Annotated in this window: 17 protein-coding genes; 8 read left to right on the plus strand and 9 right to left on the minus strand. The window is 55.5% G+C overall.

Going from position 1 to position 16,713, the window contains the following annotated elements:
* Nucleotides 1-49: 49 nt before the first annotated feature.
* Entirely contained in the window at nt 50-1,282 is a 1,233-nt protein-coding gene (locus tag HKD42_RS05715; protein WP_170011102.1) for a pyridoxal-dependent decarboxylase, exosortase A system-associated, read from the minus strand.
* The gene (locus HKD42_RS05720; RefSeq protein ID WP_170011104.1) at nt 1,279-2,841 is read right to left on the minus strand and encodes an acyl-CoA ligase (AMP-forming), exosortase A system-associated; all 1,563 of its coding nucleotides are present in this window, start codon (nt 2,839-2,841) and stop codon (nt 1,279-1,281) included. The genes HKD42_RS05715 and HKD42_RS05720 overlap by 4 nt, the downstream gene beginning before the upstream one ends.
* A gap of 73 nt (nt 2,842-2,914) precedes the next feature.
* Here HKD42_RS05720 and HKD42_RS05725 point away from each other — a divergent pair, with 73 nt between their 5' ends.
* The 4 genes from HKD42_RS05725 (at nt 2,915) to HKD42_RS05740 (ending at nt 5,701) form a co-directional block, all read left to right on the plus strand.
* Entirely contained in the window at nt 2,915-3,844 is a 930-nt protein-coding gene (locus HKD42_RS05725; RefSeq protein ID WP_170012140.1) for a GNAT family N-acetyltransferase, read from the plus strand.
* Nucleotides 3,845-3,912: 68 nt separating this feature from the next.
* Entirely contained in the window at nt 3,913-4,239 is a 327-nt protein-coding gene (locus tag HKD42_RS05730) for an acyl carrier protein (RefSeq protein ID WP_170011106.1), read from the plus strand.
* Nucleotides 4,240-4,241: 2 nt separating this feature from the next.
* Nucleotides 4,242-4,928, plus strand: a complete 687-nt coding sequence (locus HKD42_RS05735) for a hypothetical protein (RefSeq protein WP_170011108.1) — start codon at nt 4,242-4,244, stop codon at nt 4,926-4,928.
* Nucleotides 4,925-5,701, plus strand: a complete 777-nt coding sequence (locus HKD42_RS05740) for a hydrolase 1, exosortase A system-associated (protein ID WP_170011110.1) — start codon at nt 4,925-4,927, stop codon at nt 5,699-5,701. The genes HKD42_RS05735 and HKD42_RS05740 overlap by 4 nt, the downstream gene beginning before the upstream one ends.
* 2 nt (nt 5,702-5,703) lie before the next feature.
* On the opposite strand, the gene HKD42_RS05745 is transcribed toward HKD42_RS05740, so the two are convergent.
* The 6 genes from HKD42_RS05745 to HKD42_RS05770 all read right to left on the minus strand — a co-directional run bounded on the left by HKD42_RS05745 (nt 5,704) and on the right by HKD42_RS05770 (nt 12,457).
* The gene (locus HKD42_RS05745; protein WP_170011112.1) at nt 5,704-6,912 is read right to left on the minus strand and encodes a class I SAM-dependent RNA methyltransferase; all 1,209 of its coding nucleotides are present in this window, start codon (nt 6,910-6,912) and stop codon (nt 5,704-5,706) included.
* Between the two features lie 50 nt (nt 6,913-6,962).
* Nucleotides 6,963-7,397 (minus strand): hypothetical protein, encoded by a 435-nt coding sequence (locus HKD42_RS05750; RefSeq protein ID WP_211483496.1) that lies wholly within the window; start codon nt 7,395-7,397, stop codon nt 6,963-6,965.
* Nucleotides 7,384-9,105 carry a dihydroxy-acid dehydratase gene (ilvD, locus tag HKD42_RS05755; protein WP_170011114.1) on the minus strand — a complete coding sequence of 574 codons (1,722 nt, stop codon included), beginning with the start codon at nt 9,103-9,105 and terminating at the stop codon, nt 7,384-7,386. The genes HKD42_RS05750 and ilvD overlap by 14 nt, the downstream gene beginning before the upstream one ends.
* Nucleotides 9,106-9,183: 78 nt before the next feature.
* Entirely contained in the window at nt 9,184-9,912 is a 729-nt protein-coding gene (locus HKD42_RS05760; RefSeq protein WP_170011116.1) for an N-formylglutamate amidohydrolase, read from the minus strand.
* Complete coding sequence (locus HKD42_RS05765; RefSeq protein ID WP_170011118.1) at nt 9,912-10,721, minus strand: 4-(cytidine 5'-diphospho)-2-C-methyl-D-erythritol kinase; 810 nt, start codon at nt 10,719-10,721, stop codon at nt 9,912-9,914. Before HKD42_RS05765 ends, HKD42_RS05760 begins: the two co-directional genes overlap by 1 nt.
* Nucleotides 10,722-10,786: 65 nt before the next feature.
* Nucleotides 10,787-12,457, minus strand: coding sequence for an electron transfer flavoprotein-ubiquinone oxidoreductase (locus HKD42_RS05770; protein ID WP_246236757.1), 1,671 nt, complete (start codon nt 12,455-12,457; stop codon nt 10,787-10,789).
* Nucleotides 12,458-12,541: 84 nt separating this feature from the next.
* Here HKD42_RS05770 and HKD42_RS05775 point away from each other — a divergent pair, with 84 nt between their 5' ends.
* The 3 genes from HKD42_RS05775 to moaB are packed head-to-tail and all read left to right on the plus strand — an operon-like array spanning nt 12,542 to nt 15,645.
* A complete protein-coding gene (locus HKD42_RS05775) occupies nt 12,542-13,309 on the plus strand; it encodes a uracil-DNA glycosylase family protein (RefSeq protein ID WP_170011120.1) in 768 nt (255 codons plus the stop codon).
* A 5-nt stretch (nt 13,310-13,314) separates the two neighbouring features.
* On the plus strand, nt 13,315-15,105 hold the full coding sequence (locus HKD42_RS05780; RefSeq protein ID WP_425500366.1) for a lytic transglycosylase domain-containing protein: 1,791 nt from the start codon (nt 13,315-13,317) through the stop codon (nt 15,103-15,105).
* A gap of 12 nt (nt 15,106-15,117) precedes the next feature.
* Nucleotides 15,118-15,645 carry a molybdenum cofactor biosynthesis protein B gene (moaB, locus tag HKD42_RS05785; RefSeq protein WP_170011123.1) on the plus strand — a complete coding sequence of 176 codons (528 nt, stop codon included), beginning with the start codon at nt 15,118-15,120 and terminating at the stop codon, nt 15,643-15,645.
* Here the strand turns inward: moaB and HKD42_RS05790 are convergent.
* Complete coding sequence (locus HKD42_RS05790; RefSeq protein ID WP_170011125.1) at nt 15,642-16,166, minus strand: YcxB family protein; 525 nt, start codon at nt 16,164-16,166, stop codon at nt 15,642-15,644. The genes moaB and HKD42_RS05790 overlap by 4 nt on opposite strands.
* 86 nt (nt 16,167-16,252) lie before the next feature.
* Here HKD42_RS05790 and HKD42_RS05795 point away from each other — a divergent pair, with 86 nt between their 5' ends.
* Nucleotides 16,253-16,681, plus strand: a complete 429-nt coding sequence (locus HKD42_RS05795) for a YqaA family protein (protein ID WP_170011127.1) — start codon at nt 16,253-16,255, stop codon at nt 16,679-16,681.
* Nucleotides 16,682-16,713: the final 32 nt, after the last annotated feature.

A 16,713-nucleotide genomic window follows, 5' to 3' on the forward strand; every position in this document is an offset into this window, starting at 1 on the left:
GGCGTTTAGTATGGCACGGTCCCAAAGCGGGACAATTCTTGTTGAATGGTTAAACCAGAATCTCGGCGGCAGGACCGTGGCCAAGGAAGTTGGCTGGTGATGATGTCGCGCCATAAGCACCGGCACAAAACACAGCGACCAAATCACCTACATCTGCTCTGGGTAGCTCGGCATTATCTGCCAAACGATCGAGCGGGGTACATAGGCAGCCCACAATGTTGGCTATTTCTTCGGGCTCTGCATTAAATTTTGTAGCGATCGCAGCGGGATAGTTACGCCGCACGACTGTCCCGAAATTTCCCGATGCGGCCAATTGATGGTGCAATCCGCCATCTGTGACGAGGTAAATCACCCCGTGACTTTCCTTACGATCAACAATCTCAGCAAGATAAACGCCCGCTTCGCCGACCAAATGCCGGCCCAGCTCTATGCAAAAATACGTATTGGCCAAGTTGGCAGGCAAATTTGCCATACGCTTTTCCAACGCCGCACCGATGGCGGCAGTATCAACCGGTTGATCACCGTGGAAATAGGGAATTCCGAAACCGCCGCCCATATTGAGCTTGGGAAGCGGCAAACCAATTTGTGTAGAGAGCTCATCTGCCAGGTCGAGGACATTGCCCTGTGCTTCAATCAATGCATCGGCACTCAATGCCTGGCTACCGGTAAAGATGTGCAGCCCGCTCCATTCCGCGCCAGACGCAATGATATGCTTCGCCAATGCAGGAACGCGATCTTGGTCTATCCCGAATGGCTTAGCGCCGCCGCCCATTTTCATCCCTGAACCGCGCAGCTCGAAATCCGGGTTTACCCGAATAGCTAACCGGGGCGTTACCCCCAGACGATCACCAATTGCCAAAGCCCGTCTGGCTTCATTTTCTGATTCGAGATTAAGGGTGACACCCGCAATGATGGCAGCTTCCAATTCCGCATCACGTTTTCCCGGTCCAGCGAAGCTAATACGCACTGGATCAAGCCCGGCGTCTTGGGCCATTTTCAACTCACCGGCAGAGGCGATATCAAATCCATCGACCAGCCCGGCCATATGCTGCAGCACCGGCGCAAACGGGTTGGCTTTGATAGCGTAATTCAAATGAACATTGCCCGGCAAAGCCGCCCGTAGATCGGCCACACGTTGGGTCAAGTGACCCTTGGAATAGACAAAGGCAGGTGTTGCACCGGCCTTAGCCACCAGCTCACGCGCTGTCAGACCGCCGATGGCCAACTGCCCGTCTTTGGCATTGTATCCAGCGGGGATGGGGCCAAGAGGTTTTGCCTTCATTGCTTTGCCTCTACCATATTTTTCGTCTCAACTTCTTGCTGGATCTGTTTGCCGATAGTCGTGCGGTCCAATTTGCCATTCGGATTGGTCGGCATTGTATCCCGCCAGTGGATGGCGTGCGGCTGCATGAAATTGGGTAGCTCTTTGGCCAGCGCTTTGGGCAGATGCAATTCGGCCTCATCGCTGCCCGCTGCGGCGCGTACGACCAGATGGATCGCGTGACCCAATCGCGGGTCGGGAACGCCCAATGCCACTGCTTCGGCCACCAGCCCGGTAGCAACCGCTGCCTCTTCAATATCTTGCGGGCTAATGCGGTTACCGGCGCTTTTGATCATCGAATCGCGCCGGCCAACGAAATATAAAAGTCCGTCTGCATCCCGTTTGACGCGGTCCCCAGACCATACCGCCATGCCGCCGTACCGTGACCCTTCTGGCGCGGCCTTGAATCGTTCTGCGGTACGTTTGGCATCCTGCCAATAACCTTGAGCCACCAGCGGGCCGCAATGGACTAGCTCACCTTCTTCATCCGGTGCCGTGATCGCGCCCTGATCGTTAATCACCATTATCTCAGCGAATGGTATCGCAGTGCCCATCGAAGTCGGGTGGCTTTCGGCCAATTGCGGCTTGAGATAGGTCGATCGGAATGCCTCGGTCAGGCCATACATCGGGAAAAGGTCCGCTTCGGGAAAAATATCGCGAAGATTGCCAACCAATTCTTCAGTCAACGCGCCGCCACTATTCGTCAATCTGCGCAAAGGTTTGACCGATTCCGCAGGCCACTCAAGCTCGGTCAATTGCACCCATAAAGGCGGCACCGCCGCCAACGTGGTAATACCGTATTTTTGGCAAGCCCGGACGACATCCTTGGCGAACAGATAATCGAGCGGAACAACGCTGCCACCTGCATACCAAGTGCTAAGCAGTTGGTTTTGCCCGTAATCAAAAGATAGTGGCAAGACCCCCAAAGTCACATCACCCGCTGCCATCCCTAGATAATGAGCCACGCTAACCGCACCAAGCCAGAGATTGGCATGGCTCAACATAACCCCTTTCGGGCGTCCGGTAGAGCCGCTGGTGTAAAGGATGGCACATAAATCATTCGGATCGTTTGAAGAAATTCCAAGAGGCGCTTCAATCTCGGCCAGAGAACCGAGTATCAAATCTTCATCAATGCACTCTACGCCGACCGGAATATCCTCCGCATCCAAAGTGGCCAGCCGCGCCTTGGTCCCCAGTAGCAATGATGCGCCGCTATCCGCCAATATATGCGCAACTTGGCCGTGTTTGAGCAATGGATTGATCGGTACATGGACCAGCCCCGCGCGCGCAGCAGCAAGCGGCATCAAACACGTCAGTTCATTTTTTGCGGCCCATGTCGCAACCCGGGCACCATTCTGCGGCAGCCGATCTCTTAACCAGCCACTAAGACGACTGACACGGTCCTTTAAGTCCTTGTAGCTAAAGGTTCGGTCACGCAAAACCAACGCTGGGCTATCATCATGACCACATTCAGTCAGATGATCGAGCGGTTTTGGTTCTGGATTTGGTAAGTCGGGCATTCAGGCTCCGCAAAAGGAAGTGTAACCATTGGTCAGCGTCAGCTATCACAACACAGTTAACGTCTTGCAAGGGATGAGTAAAAAACTCTCTCGTCCTGATAGCATTGCCGTGACCCCGTTCGACAAACCCGAATGGCTCGCATTGATTGCCGCCTCTGGCTGTGAACCATTCATAGCCGTCGCTGCCAATGTTCAGGAAGCCGCGGCGCTACCGATGACGCGCGAAAACGGGCGGTTGGAACCCCTAGCCAACTGGTACAATTTCATTTGGCGGACATTGGGCTCTGCTGACCCCGCTATTATGCGTGAGCTGGCACAGGCGCTCAAATCGCAAACACACCGCGTCACTTTGTGGCCTATACCAGACGAAGATGGTTCGGCTTCTGCGTTAGAGGCGGCCTTTCATGCCGCGGGTTGGTCTGTGCGGAAAACAGCGTGCGATCATAATCACGTCCTCGAAGTAAATGGTCGCTGTTTTGCGGATTACTGGGCGACACGGTCAGGCAGGATGCGCACCACCTTGAAGCGTAAGGCGAAGAAAGTGGAAGTGGCCATCTACGATCACTTCGATCCTGCGGCTTGGTCCGCCTATGAAGATATCTACCGCCAAAGCTGGAAGCCGGAAGAAGGCGACCCCGATATGCTCCGCGCCTTCGCTGAACAGGAAGGTAGGGCGGGCCGGATCAGGCTTGCAATCGCGACGCATGGAAACAATCCAGTTGCCGCTCAGTTTTGGACCGTCGAAAATGGCACCGCTTACATCCACAAGCTCGCCCATCTGGAAGAGCACAAGAACCTCTCTGCAGGTACCACATTGACCGCCGCGTTGTTCCAACGCGTAATTGATGATGACGCAGTCAGTCTGGTCGATTTTGGCACGGGTAACGATGGCTATAAGCAAGATTGGATGGAACTTGACCGCCCGCGCTATCAGCTTGATTGCCTTGATCCGAAACAACTGAAGGCGTGGCCTGCGCTGCTAAAACGCACAATTCGCCCTTAAACCGCCGGGTTGCGTCATTTCTGCGGCAAAGCTAAGGGCGGCGCCACAGTTCAGGGGAATACAAACAAATGAACGGGAAGCGCGTGACAGAAGCACCTGAAAACGCAGAGCGCAAGAGCGGCCTTGCCCCTTCGCGCCAGGCCATCGATACCCAACTCCGCTCGATCTTGTGCGATGTGCTTGGTCTAGATGCTGACGATGTCGAGACGTTTGATGGCGACACAGGCCTTTTCGGGCATTTGCCAGAGCTTGATTCCATGGCCGTGGCCGGTCTTCTGACTGAAATGGAAGACCGGATGGACATCATTATCGATGATGATGATGTGGACGGTGAGATGCTAGAGACGTTCGGCGGGCTATTGGCCTTTGCTGAAGCCAAAGCCATTGAAGGCTGATCATGCGCAGCTTCACCTACTGGACCGCGCCTTTGCCGGGCGGCGGAACCTCTGAGGAAACTGCGCTTACCTTCGATCAGGATCGTGAATGTCGCCTGTTGGTGCTGCCAAGCCTGTTCGACGAGGCAAACAAACTTCGCCGCCAAACGGTAGAAGTGATGCACCGGCTGGATCTGTCCGGCATTGATAGCATCCTGCCTGACCTGCCCGGCTGCAATGATAGCCCCCAGCCTAGTGGTACGCAAACCTTGGAAGACTGGCGATTTGCAGCCGAAACAGCAGCACTCCATTTTAAAGCAACCCATCTGCTAACCATCCGCTGCGGCGCATTGCTTGCCCCCGATGATTTGCCAGGTTGGCGATATGCCCCCGTCAATGGGCGCAGCATCGTGCGATCTATGATCCGCGCGCGCACGATTGCCGCTAAAGAAGCTGGTGCTGACGAGAGCTCCTCAGAGCTGGAAAAAATCGCCAGGCAGCAAGGCATAGAACTGGCTGGCTGGGGCATTGGCAAAGATCTTTTTGCGTCGCTGTATGATGCTAAAATCCCCGAAAACGACATGTTGATCGACATAGAACAAGGTATTGTGGGCGGCCCCGGACTATGGATGCGCGCCGAACCGGATGAAGACCCGGAACAAGCAGATGCTTTGGCAGCCATCATCGCAATTGGCTTGGCAGATCAATGAAACGTCTTAGTCTCACATTCGGATGCCAAGGACATCAGCTCGCTGGAACGCTGGATATGGCACCTGGCACAGTTGGCCTTTTGATCGTCAGCGGCGGCAATGAAATCCGCTCTGGAACATTCTCCGGACAGTCAAAATTGGCGGCTCGTATTGCCGCCGCAGGCTTTCCCGTTTTTCGATTCGACAGACGGGGTATAGGTGACAGCGACGGGGAAAATCGCGGCTTCCGCAATAGTCGCAAAGATATTGCAGCGGCCATCGAAGCCTTCAAGGCCCTCGCTCCTCAGTTGGAGCGCGTGATAGCCTTCGGCAATTGCGACGCAGCTAGTGCGCTTATGTTGTCAGAAGGCGACGATTTGGATGGGCTGATACTGTCCAACCCTTGGACGATCGAAGACGATTCGGATGACACCCCGCCACCCGCCGCAGTACGTTCACGCTACTTAGAAAAGCTGAAAAATCCCAAAGAGTTGTGGCGATTAATTACAGGCGGTGTGAATCTCCGCAAGCTGGCGGCGGGTCTCAAGCAAGCCTCGACCACCCGTGATGAAATTACCGAGCTAGCCATCAATATGCGCGATGGGATCGCCCACTTTAACGGCCCTGTGCGCTTCTTGCTGGCGAGCACAGATCGAACCGCGCAAGCATTTGAAGCCAACTGGCCGTCTCAGGATGATCGCATCTATCGCTGCAATGGCGCAAGCCATGCTTATGTCGAGCCCGAGGCGCGTGAGTGGCTGGAGCAGCAAATTTTGGAAGTGCTCAGAACATAAGCCTATTCGGCCACATTCCGAACAAAAAGACTGGTCAACTCGACATGAGTTGACCAGCGGAATTGCCCAACTGCCCGCAATTTTTCCAAGCGATACCCACCATCAACCAGTTTCTTCGCGTCCCGCGCCCAACTGGACGGATTACAACTGACATAGACAACACGTTCAACGGTGCTTTGTGCTAGCAGGTCGACCTGATCCCGCGCACCGGCACGCGGCGGATCCAGCAACACCGCGCTAAACCTGTTCAATTCGTCCAATTGCAACGGGTTACGAAACAGATCACGGTGGATGGAATGCACTGGCTTGCGAAATATGCCTGCAGCCGATTTACAGGCGAAATGGGCGTCTCTGGCCGCTTCGGCTGCCAACACTTTCGTCTTTCCCGCCAATGCAAAAGCAAAGGTCCCTAGCCCGGAAAACAAATCTGCAACCGTTGCCGCTTCAGCCAGCCAGGCTCGCGCATCGTTGACCAGTATTTCTTCCCCATCAGAGGTCGCTTGCAAAAACGCTCCGCTAGGGAAGGATACAGGGGTTCCCGATAGCGTAATCGTGGCAGGTTCAGGTTCCCACAAAGTCTCCGGTCCATAGCCCTGATCCAGTGTCAGCCGGGCCAAACCTAGCTCGCGCGCGAAGTCGAGAATACCCTCGGTCTGCTCCAGCCCTTCGATAGGTAAGTTTTTGAGCGAACAATCCACGCCCTGATCGACTAAGGTCAGTTCGATATCGACAGCATATTTGCCGCGTCTTCTGGCGAGCAACTGTCTTAACGCAGTGATGGTATCAAACAGCTCAGGGGCCAGAATATGGCATTCGGTTAAACCGACCACTTTGTGGGATCCGCCCTCTCGAAAACCGATTAAGGGTTTCCCGCCGCTGCTAATGGCATGAAGCGTTGCCCTACGACGGCTCCGTGGCGGCGAAAGATGGGTTGGGAGCAGTTCACCTACCGCGATGCCCTGCCCTTCAGCAGCATTTGCCACACGCGAAGTGACAAAGTCAGCCAGTGACTGCTCATCGGCATTTTGCAATTGGCACCCGCCGCACTTTCCGAAATGGCGACACGGCGCTTCAACATAGCGCGGGCCACGTTGCAGCGTTCCATCATCCTGCATGATATCGCCCGGGACGGCGCCCGCGACATGGCGGCCATCAGCAGTGATTCCGTCGCCCTTGGCGGCGATACGGAGTATTTCAGAAGCTTTACTCATACTGCCGCCGGTAAGCGTCAGTCACCGGTCATACAAGCCCTAGCAGAAGCCTATTCGCCTTCATCGGCCTGTGCTGGTGTGTCTTCTGGCGGCGCTTCTTGCGTTTCGGCAGGCGGAGTGTCGGTCTTTACGGCCGCTGGGAAACGATAACGGTCTGCGCCAATTGTGATGAGCAAAGTTCCATCCTCCAAAGCACGGCTGACTTGGTCAGCGCCATCGACTTCTACCAGGCCCCTGCCATCATCCAATTGCTGAAAGCGGCGAAAACCCCCGTCGGGATGCCGAATGGTGAGCAGCGTCTGGCCATCGACCTCTTCACGCTCGACCAGACAATCCGCACCAAACGTGCTGCCATCACCAAGCGCACATTCAATAGCTTCAGAGCCTTCTTCCGCCTGCGGTTGCTCCGCTGGTGGCTCAGAACACGCCGCCAGGACTAGAGACCCGGCGATCACAGAACCGAGAGTTACATTAGATATCCGCATAGACGTGCTTTTCTGCTTTTGCGCCTGGATGGGTCAGCGCGCCCTTGCTGGCCGGACCAACATTTTGGGCATAGCGCCACAATGCACCCGATTGGTAATCATTTTCGCGTGGTTCCCATTTGGCACGGCGAGCTTCTAAGGTTTGTTCATCGACCTGTAGATCGATTGTGCCAGCAACGGCGTCGATCGCGATGATGTCCCCGTCTTCCACCAGACCAATAGGGCCGCCTTCAGCCGCTTCTGGACCGACATGGCCAATGCAAAAACCGCGGGTAGCTCCGGAAAACCGTCCATCAGTAATCAACGCCACTTTTTCGCCCATCCCTTGGCCATATAATGCGGCAGTCGTCGATAGCATCTCTCGCATACCCGGGCCGCCTTTGGGTCCTTCATACCGGATAACCACAACGCTGCCCTCATGAATTTCTTTGTTACCAACGGCGGCAAAGGCATCTTCCTCGCAATCAAATACTTGCGCTGGACCGGTGAATTGCAGCCGATCCATGCCAGCCACTTTCACAATCGCCCCCTCGGGTGCGAGAGAACCCTTCAGACCAACAACACCGCCGGTTGGCGTGATTGGGGCCTTGACGTCATAAATGACCTTCTGATCAGGGTTCCAGGTAATCTCTTCGATATTCTCGCCCAGAGTTTTACCGGTGACAGTCATCGGTTCGGGGTCGAGAAAACCTCCATCGAGCAGGGTTTTCATCAGCATGTAAACACCGCCGGCATCATGCATATCTCTCGCAACATACTGACCGCCGGGTTTGAGATCTGCGATGTAAGGCGTTGATTTGAATATCTCTGCCACGTCGAACAAATCGAAATCGATACCGCATTCGCTCGCCATTGCAGGCAGATGCAGCGCGGCATTGGTGGAACCGCCAGTTGCGGCGACAACACGCGCGGCATTCTCGAACGCGGCTTTGGTACAGATGTCGCGCGGCCGGATATTGTGTTCCAGCAAATACATGATTTGCTTACCCGCTCCGATGGCTACTTCCTCACGCGACCGATAGGGTGCTGGCGCCATATTACTGTTCGGCAAAGACAGGCCGATCGCCTCGCCCACACAGGCCATGGTATTGGCGGTAAATTGCCCGCCGCAGGCCCCGTGACCGGGGCAAGCGACCCGTTCCAGTGCTGTCAGATCTTTCAGCGGGCAATTACCAGCCGCGTGCTGCCCCACTGCCTCAAACACATCGACAACGGTCACATCTTTATCATGGAACCGGCCCGGCAAGATCGATCCGCCATAGACGAAAATTGATGGAACGTTGAGCCGCACCATCGACATCATCATACCCGGCAGACTTTTGTCACAGCCAGCAAAACCGATCAGCGCGTCATAGCAATGGCCGCGGACAGAAAGCTCGACCGAATCTGCGATCACTTCCCGGCTGACGAGCGAGCTTTTCATGCCTTGATGGCCCATCGCGATACCATCTGTGACAGTAATCGTGTTAAACCGCCGCGGGGTACCGCCCGCTGCAATCACACCCTCGCGGCAGATATTGGCCTGCGCATCCAAGGCGGTGTTACAAGGCGCGCTATCATTTCCGGCAGAAGCAACCGCCACAAATGGCTGATTGATCTCTTCCTCCGTCATACCCATCGCGTAATAGTATGAACGGTGCGGTGCGCGTTCTGGGCCAACCGAAACATGGCGGCTAGGCAATTTGGTTTTGTCGAATGTGTGAGTCACGCTGGTACTTCCTCCATCAGACGTCCGCTTTCGCTGGGATGGGACAGATTTACAAGACCAACCGATCTTTAGATGGCCCTAGCTGCCCTTCAGAGCCAAGGCGGTCTGGTTGGCGACATCTGTTACCAATGCGGCCCAGCGCGCTTGCTCAGCCTTGGTCGCAATCAGATCCTGCCTGATTTCTATAGTCAAATATGGCCTGCCATGTGCCTCTGCATGACGGTCCATCGTCGCATTCAGCAATTTGCCTGAATAGGGTTGATTGTCGCCTACAGTAAGCCCGTGATCCCCGAACAACCGAATGGCATGACGTGCCGCCCGATCATCCTGATTATACAGTAGCGCGACTTCCCACGGGCGGTCCTCTGCTTTGGATTGCAGTTCGGGCGTAAAACTATGGAGCGCGACGATCAATTCAGGATCAGCCGCTGCCAGCCATTCAGCCATTGCCGTATGATATGGCCGGTGGAAGCGGGTGAGACGGTGTTCGATATCCGCCCCGATATTTCCGGGTATCACATGGCCATCGCTCTCGGTCGGCACCAATCCCGGCGCATCCTCGGTCCGGTGAAGGTCGCACACTAGGCGGCTTATAGTGGCGATATGAGCCGCGATCCCGTGTCGTCGCGCCAATCGATCCGCGATACCTTCGGTCCCGATATCGATCGCGATGTGATTGTCCAGTAGATGCTCTGGAATACCCAATGGGACATCTTCCGGTACGAAATTGGATGCGTGATCGGCCACACAGACGATACCGCCTTTCTGTGGTTCGCCGACTTGGCGATAGGGACGATCGTCTGTCATTATCTTAGCTTGCCTTGCATCTGCCACCATTCTGGCTGGTGATGAGCAATTTCTTCCGAGGCAGCACGCATCGAAGCGTCCTCCTTGAACAAAGCAAAGCACGTCGCGCCAGATCCTGACATCCGCACCAAGAATGCATCAGAGGTTTTCAGCGCCTTCAACACGTCACCAATTTGCGGACACAAGGAAAGGGCCGGCCCTTCCAAATCGTTGCGGCCGTTCATGGCAATTTCGGACACTGAACCAGTTGGCATAGGTCCGCGGTCGTTGCCGTCCCACGCAGTGAACACTGGGCCGGTTGCCAAGGGCACGCGCGGATTGACCAACAAGACCGGCGTGCCCGTCAAATCACTGTCGATAGCTTCGAGCTCGGTTCCCGTTCCGCGTCCGATGCAGGTCAGACTGTCCACGCAGGCCGGTACATCCGCTCCGAGCTTTGCCGCGCGGTCCTGCCAATCATCGGGCAGCCGGTACAATTCACGCACAATCCGAAACACGGCGCCCGCATCAGCGGAGCCACCACCCAGACCAGCAGCAACCGGCAGGTTCTTCTCCATGACAATCTCGAGCCCTTGCGAACGCGGCAAAACGCTCAACGTTTTGGCTACAATGTTGTCCATTGGATCAGCGAGTTGCCCGCCAAACTCGCCAACGGTTTTAAGCTGATCGATATCGGCTGAGGACGCGCTTAACAGATCGCCCTGATCCACAAACGCAAACAGCGTCTCCAGCTCATGATAGCCATCATCCCGCCGCGCACGAACGTGCAGCGCAAGGTTGATTTTGGCGTAGGCTGTTTCGGTCGGCACTTAATTCTCCCCAAAACAGGGAGTATTGTTGGCAATAATCCAATCGGCTTTGCTCACCAATCACATCACATATTCGGATAATTCGGCCCGCCGCCGCCTTCGGGCGTGGTCCAGTTGATGTTCTGGTTCGGGTCTTTGATATCGCAGGTTTTGCAATGGACGCAGTTTTGCGAGTTGATTTGGAATTTCATCTCGCCATCTTCCTGCTCCAGCCATTCATACACACCGGCAGGGCAATAGCGCGTTGATGGTCCGCCATATACGCCCAGCTCGCTTTGCTTTTGCAGGTCCCAATCCTTGACCTTCAGATGGACCGGCTGGTCCTCTGCATGGTTGGTATAGCTGAACGCGACCGACGTCAGGCGGTCAAAGCTGATCACGCCATCCGGTTTCGGATAGTCGATCGGACGGAACAGATCGGCGCGGCCCGTATGGGTATAATCCGGCTCATGCTTCATCGAAATCGGCAGGCCGATCCGCAATTGCCGCATCCACATATCAATACCCGCAACCACAGTACCGATATCGCCGCCAAATTTGGCCACCGCAGGCTGCGCGTTTTGAACCAGTTTCAGCTCTTTTGCGATCCAGCTTTCGCGGAGGTTCGCGTCGTAGTCAGCCAGTTCGGTCTTCTCATGTCCTGCTGCGACTGCCGCTGCTGCAGCTTCGGCGGCGAGCATGCCGCTCTTCATCGCAGTGTGGCTGCCCTTAATGCGCGGAACGTTTACGAAGCCCGCCGCGCAGCCAATCAATGCGCCACCCGGAAATGCGAGCTTCGGCACAGATTGCCAGCCACCTTCATTGATGGCGCGTGCACCATACGCCACGCGCTTACCGCCTTCGAGATATTCCTTGATTGCGGGATGCGTTTTCCAGCGTTGGAATTCCTGGAACGGAGAAACATAGGGATTTTGATAATCAAGCGCCGTCACGAAGCCGAGCGCAACTTGGCCGTTGGCTTGGTGATATAGGAAACCGCCACCCCAACTATCGCTTTCAGACAAAGGCCAGCCTTGCGTGTGGATCACGCGGCCCGGTACGTGCTTGTCGGGATCAATGTCCCACAATTCTTTGATGCCAAGGCCGTAAACCTGCGGTTGGCAATCCGCCTCTAGGTTGAACTTGGCCTTCATTTCCTTGGTCAGATTACCGCGAACACCCTCTGCAAACAGAGTATATTTCGCCTCGATTTCCATGCCCGGTTGGAAGTCTGGCTTGTGCGATCCGTCTTCGGCAATACCCATATCTTGGGTAATCACACCGCTGACGGCGCCCGCATCATCAAACATCACTTCTGCCGCAGGGAAGCCCGGGAATACCATTACGCCCAATGCTTCTGCCTGATCACCGAGCCAGCGGGTCAAACTGCCCAGCGAGCCGGTGTAGCACCCATTGTTCGACATGAATGGAGGCATCGCGATGTGCGGCATATTGTAGCTTTTGTTTTTGGACAAAACCCAATGCAAATTGTCCGTCACCGGCGTTTCCGCCATCGGGCAATCCATGTCGCGCCATTCCGGAATCAACTCATCCAATGACTTGGGATCGACCACCGCGCCTGAAAGGATATGCGCGCCGATTTCAGATCCTTTTTCAAGAACCACGACTTCCAGCTCATCATTGATTTGCTTGAGCCGGATCGCCGCTGCGAGGCCAGCAACCCCGCCGCCAACAATCACGACATCGCAAGGCATCGATTCCCGCTCAATGGTTTCGGCGATAGGTTCGGCGCTCATCCGGTCTGTCCTTCAGGTAAACTGCATTAGAATATGGCGGAAACCCTTGAATAGTACAGCGCAGCAGGTCAAGACCTGTCCATCATGACCGGTCCCTCCGCCACCCCTACTGACGGCAATCTTGTCGAAGAATTTGAAGCCGCTTTGGCGTGGTGGAATGCGGCGGGTGTCGATCAGGATTTCTCCGATGACGCTACGGACTGGCTGGCAGAACCCGAACCTGCATCAGCGCCTTCTGCCAATGCTGCTCCGCCCGCGATCAAGAAGAAAGTCGCCCCGCCCCCTCCGCCGCCTCCCAAAATTGGTGGCGAAAAAGATTCATGGCCGACCGATCTTGCCGGATTTCAGCATTGGTGGGTGAACAATTCATCCATCGACGAAGGCGGCGCTTTTCCGGTGATTGGGCCGGCAGGTGATGCGGGTGCACAACTGATGGTGATCGTAGCTGAACCGGAGGAGAGCGATGTTGAAACCCTGCTGAGCGGGCCACACGGCAATCTGCTGGCCGGAATGATGCGGGCTGCGAATATTAGCGCAGGTGAAATATACACAGCGTCCGTTTTGCGCCGCCATACGCCGATGCCCGATTGGCAAGCACTAACCTCGTCCGGGATTGGCGATTTAACGCTGCATCATGTCAAACTTGCCGCGCCAAAACGGATTCTTACCTTCGGACGCAACATTCCGCCGCTTTTTGGGAACGATACGGCGCAAGGTGGTGCAATTTTACAAAATGTTAACCATGAAGGTCGAAGCACACCATCAATGGGTGTCGGATCACTGTCAGACTTACTGCGTTCGGCAGGAAGACGGCAAAGGTTCTGGCAGCGCTGGCTCGAATGGACGGAATAGTTGGTTTGAAAAACTCTCGCGGAATTTATGGTACGCTGGCAATTGCGCTGAGTGCGTTTGTGGGTGGCTCGTTTGCGTATTCAGCACCGGCTGCGGCCAATCCTGTAGTATCCAACAGCAGTGCGGCGGAATATTTCCGGGCCCGCACCCAAACCAGCCAAGTCCCCACTCTGCTAAGCCGCAGTGACAAGAATTTTTACCGGACGTTGTTTGACGCGATTGACGATCAGAATTGGTCGCGCGTTGAAACGATGCTGGCGAGCCGTGCTGACGGGCCTTTGCATCAAGTCGCCCGCGCCGAATATTACTTGCACGCCAACAGTCCCCGTGTGGAAGGCAACCAAATTCAGAACTGGCTCAGCGCCAGTCGGGAACTCCCGCAAGCCAGTCAGCTCAGCCGGCTTGGCGAACGCCGCGGTCTGGAGCAGGTGTTTTCACTGCCGCGCGAGCAGGCATTTGTCCGGCAGCCTTATGCCTCGAAGCGCATTCGTCCTTCTTCGGTAAAAGACGGCACAATGCCGGGCTCTGTCCGCAGCGCCATTCTGGACCGGATCAAAAACGATGATCCCGACGGCGCAAAACAATTGCTAGACGGGATTGATGCGAGCCTGAGCGGAGCCGCGCGCGCCGAATGGCGCCAACGCGTGGCATTTAGCTATTACATAGAAAATAATGATCCAGCCGCTTTCGCGGTCGCGCGGACTGTTAACGAAGCAAGCGGCGCATGGGTTGCCGAAGGCAATTGGGTTGCAGGCCTCGCCGCATGGCGGATGCAAGATTGCGGCAGCGCAGCTGTGTATTTTGAACAAGCTGCGATGGGTTCCACCAATAACGAACTCACCGCCGCGGCCCGCTATTGGGCAAGCCGGTCCTACATCCGGTGCCGCGCTCCAGAACGCTCTGCGGAGCAATTGCGCGCAGCCGCGTTGATGGACGAAACACTTTACGGCATGCTCGCCCGCGAACAATTGGGGCAGTCGCTGCCACAAACCCATTCCAGCGCTGATTTCGATCTAACCGATTGGAACAGTTTGCGCGGCGAAGAAAACGTCCGCACAGCAGTCGCGCTGGCAGAGATTGGCCGGGATAATCTGGCAGACGAAGTCCTTCGTCATCAGGCCAAGATTGGTGACGCATCGCAGTATAATGCGCTGTCACGATTGGCCCGCGAATTGGGTGTTCCTTCTACGCAATTATGGATGGCGCATAATGCACCGCGCGGTGCACAGTCAGAGCCAGCACTCCGCTTCCCTGCACCGCGGTGGGAGCCCGTCAATGGCTGGAAAGTCGATCCGGCGCTGGCCTATGCCCACACTCTGCAAGAATCGAATTTCCGCCCGGCTGTGGTTAGTCCCGCTGGCGCGCGCGGTTTAATGCAAATCATGCCTGCTGCGGCCATTGATCATCGCGCAAAGTTGGGCGTGCGCGGTGATGCACGCGATTTGTCCAAGCCTGAAATCAATCTCGCTTTTGGGCAGGAACATCTGAACATGCTGCGCGACAGCCAAGCGACGCAAGGCAAATTGCCGAAGATCATGGCGGCTTACAACGCTGGCCTGCGACCGGTAGGCCGTTGGAACAGCGAAATCCGCGATCAAGGCGATGCGCTTCTGTATATGGAAAGCATTCCGTATTGGGAAACACGCGGCTATGTCGCCATCGTAATGCGCAATTACTGGATGTATGAACGGCAAGCAGGCGGCGCATCTGAAAGCCGCAAAGCCTTGGCCGAAGGACAATGGCCCGGCTTCCCCGAACTATCCGGCAGCAGAGTCCGGTTTAGCTCAGCCAACTAACAGGCGTTCCAAATGGCAATTGATGAAAGTCTGACCTTCAAACCGATCAACATTGCCGTTTTAACCGTATCCGATACCCGCACGATTGAGGATGACACTTCGGGCAACATCCTGATTGATCGGCTGACCGGCGCGGGACACAGCCTGGCAGAACGGGCGATCGTCACAGACGATGCCGTTCTGGTCGCACAGCAGCTCACGCAATGGATCGATAGCGACACGGTCGACGCCATTATCACCACCGGAGGCACTGGCCTAACCGGGCGAGACGTGACCCCCGAGGCTCTCGACATGGTGAAAGAAAAAGACATCCCCGGTTTCGGCGAAGTGTTTCGCTATCTCAGCCTAAAAACCATCGGCACCAGCACCGTACAAAGCCGCGCCTGTGCTGTGGTAACACGCAGCACATATATCTTCGCGTTACCCGGATCGAATGGTGCAGTGAAAGATGGCTGGGACGGTATTCTGGCAGAACAATTGGACAGCCGGAACCGGCCCTGCAATTTTGTGGATTTGATTCCCAGACTGCGCGAGGTTTAGGCCCGCTGCGGTCCCTTGCTTTCAAGGCAGCTTCGAACAGCAACCACCTGTTCTTCCGACATATCTCGCTTTGGCAGAATATTGTACAGCATCGCTGACTGGTACAGCATAAAATAGTCTTCAGTTTCGTGCCAGCGATGGAACTCGTCCCATGCAAATCGGGCATGAGAGCGCTCATTTCCCAATTCAATCTGATCCTCGTCAAAACTGAATGTCACAGGTTCACCCAGCGATACAGATTGACGAAATTGCCGCCGTGCAGACAATGGTACCGATACCCAACGGAGCAACCCGATCATCAGCCCTAGTGTTACAAATCCAGATCCTGCCATGATGAGCAGCACGTCCAGAAACTCGCCGTCGCGTGCCAGCAACCATGCCACCGCTGTAATGACCACGACTATCACGCTCACAAAAATTGCGAACGGCCGCCGCTTCAAAGCCAGTCGCTGAAACGCCAGTGCGGCGGCAACAACATCCTGTTCTGTATGGGTGGTTTGGAAGCTACTGCTGTTTGGCATGGCTTACCTTTATCCGACACGACCGGGATTTTCTATAGACGCTACAAAGGCCAGACAGGCAGGAAACCTCTCGCTATGGAGCACGAATGGCCGGTTATCTTACACTATTCATGTCAGCCCTTATCGCTGCGACGATCCTGCCTATGCAATCAGAAGCTATTTTGGTGGGGTTACTGGTTGCAGACGGATATTCCGTCATATTGCTGCTCGCGGTAGCGACGGTGGGAAACGTATTGGGATCAGTCATCAATTGGTACTTGGGGCGGCATTTGCTGCGGTACAAAGACAAACGCTGGTTCCCCGCCTCAACGCAGCAATTGGAGCGCGCGCAAGAATGGTACGGACGGTACGGCCGGTGGTCATTATTAGGGAGCTGGCTACCATTCGTGGGTGACCCGCTTACCTTGGCCGCAGGTGTATTGCGGGAGCCGATCAGCTCATTTCTGATACTGGTAACGATTGCCAAGGCGGGGCGGTATATAGTGCTGGCCGCGATAACTTTAGCCTGGTTCTAGCGCGAAAGGAATTTTACCCTAGCTGACGACAT

The organism is Pontixanthobacter rizhaonensis, assembly GCF_012972675.1.
Lineage (GTDB): Bacteria > Pseudomonadota > Alphaproteobacteria > Sphingomonadales > Sphingomonadaceae > Pontixanthobacter > Pontixanthobacter rizhaonensis.

Bases quoted from the DNA above. Each gene is read 5' to 3' on its own strand.
- HKD42_RS05715 (WP_170011102.1), bottom strand. From the start codon at position 1,282: ATGAAGGCAAAACCTCTTGGCCCCATCCCCGCTGGATACAATGCCAAA.
- HKD42_RS05720 (WP_170011104.1), bottom strand. From the start codon at position 2,841: ATGCCCGACTTACCAAATCCAGAACCAAAACCGCTCGATCATCTGACT.
- HKD42_RS05725 (WP_170012140.1), top strand. From the start codon at position 2,915: ATGAGTAAAAAACTCTCTCGTCCTGATAGCATTGCCGTGACCCCGTTC.
- HKD42_RS05730 (WP_170011106.1), top strand. From the start codon at position 3,913: ATGAACGGGAAGCGCGTGACAGAAGCACCTGAAAACGCAGAGCGCAAG.
- HKD42_RS05735 (WP_170011108.1), top strand. From the start codon at position 4,242: ATGCGCAGCTTCACCTACTGGACCGCGCCTTTGCCGGGCGGCGGAACC.
- HKD42_RS05740 (WP_170011110.1), top strand. From the start codon at position 4,925: ATGAAACGTCTTAGTCTCACATTCGGATGCCAAGGACATCAGCTCGCT.
- HKD42_RS05745 (WP_170011112.1), bottom strand. From the start codon at position 6,912: ATGAGTAAAGCTTCTGAAATACTCCGTATCGCCGCCAAGGGCGACGGA.
- HKD42_RS05750 (WP_211483496.1), bottom strand. From the start codon at position 7,397: ATGCGGATATCTAATGTAACTCTCGGTTCTGTGATCGCCGGGTCTCTA.
- HKD42_RS05760 (WP_170011116.1), bottom strand. From the start codon at position 9,912: ATGACAGACGATCGTCCCTATCGCCAAGTCGGCGAACCACAGAAAGGC.
- HKD42_RS05770 (WP_246236757.1), bottom strand. From the start codon at position 12,457: ATGAGCGCCGAACCTATCGCCGAAACCATTGAGCGGGAATCGATGCCT.
- HKD42_RS05775 (WP_170011120.1), top strand. From the start codon at position 12,542: ATGACCGGTCCCTCCGCCACCCCTACTGACGGCAATCTTGTCGAAGAA.
- moaB (WP_170011123.1), top strand. From the start codon at position 15,118: ATGGCAATTGATGAAAGTCTGACCTTCAAACCGATCAACATTGCCGTT.
- HKD42_RS05790 (WP_170011125.1), bottom strand. From the start codon at position 16,166: ATGCCAAACAGCAGTAGCTTCCAAACCACCCATACAGAACAGGATGTT.
- HKD42_RS05795 (WP_170011127.1), top strand. From the start codon at position 16,253: ATGGCCGGTTATCTTACACTATTCATGTCAGCCCTTATCGCTGCGACG.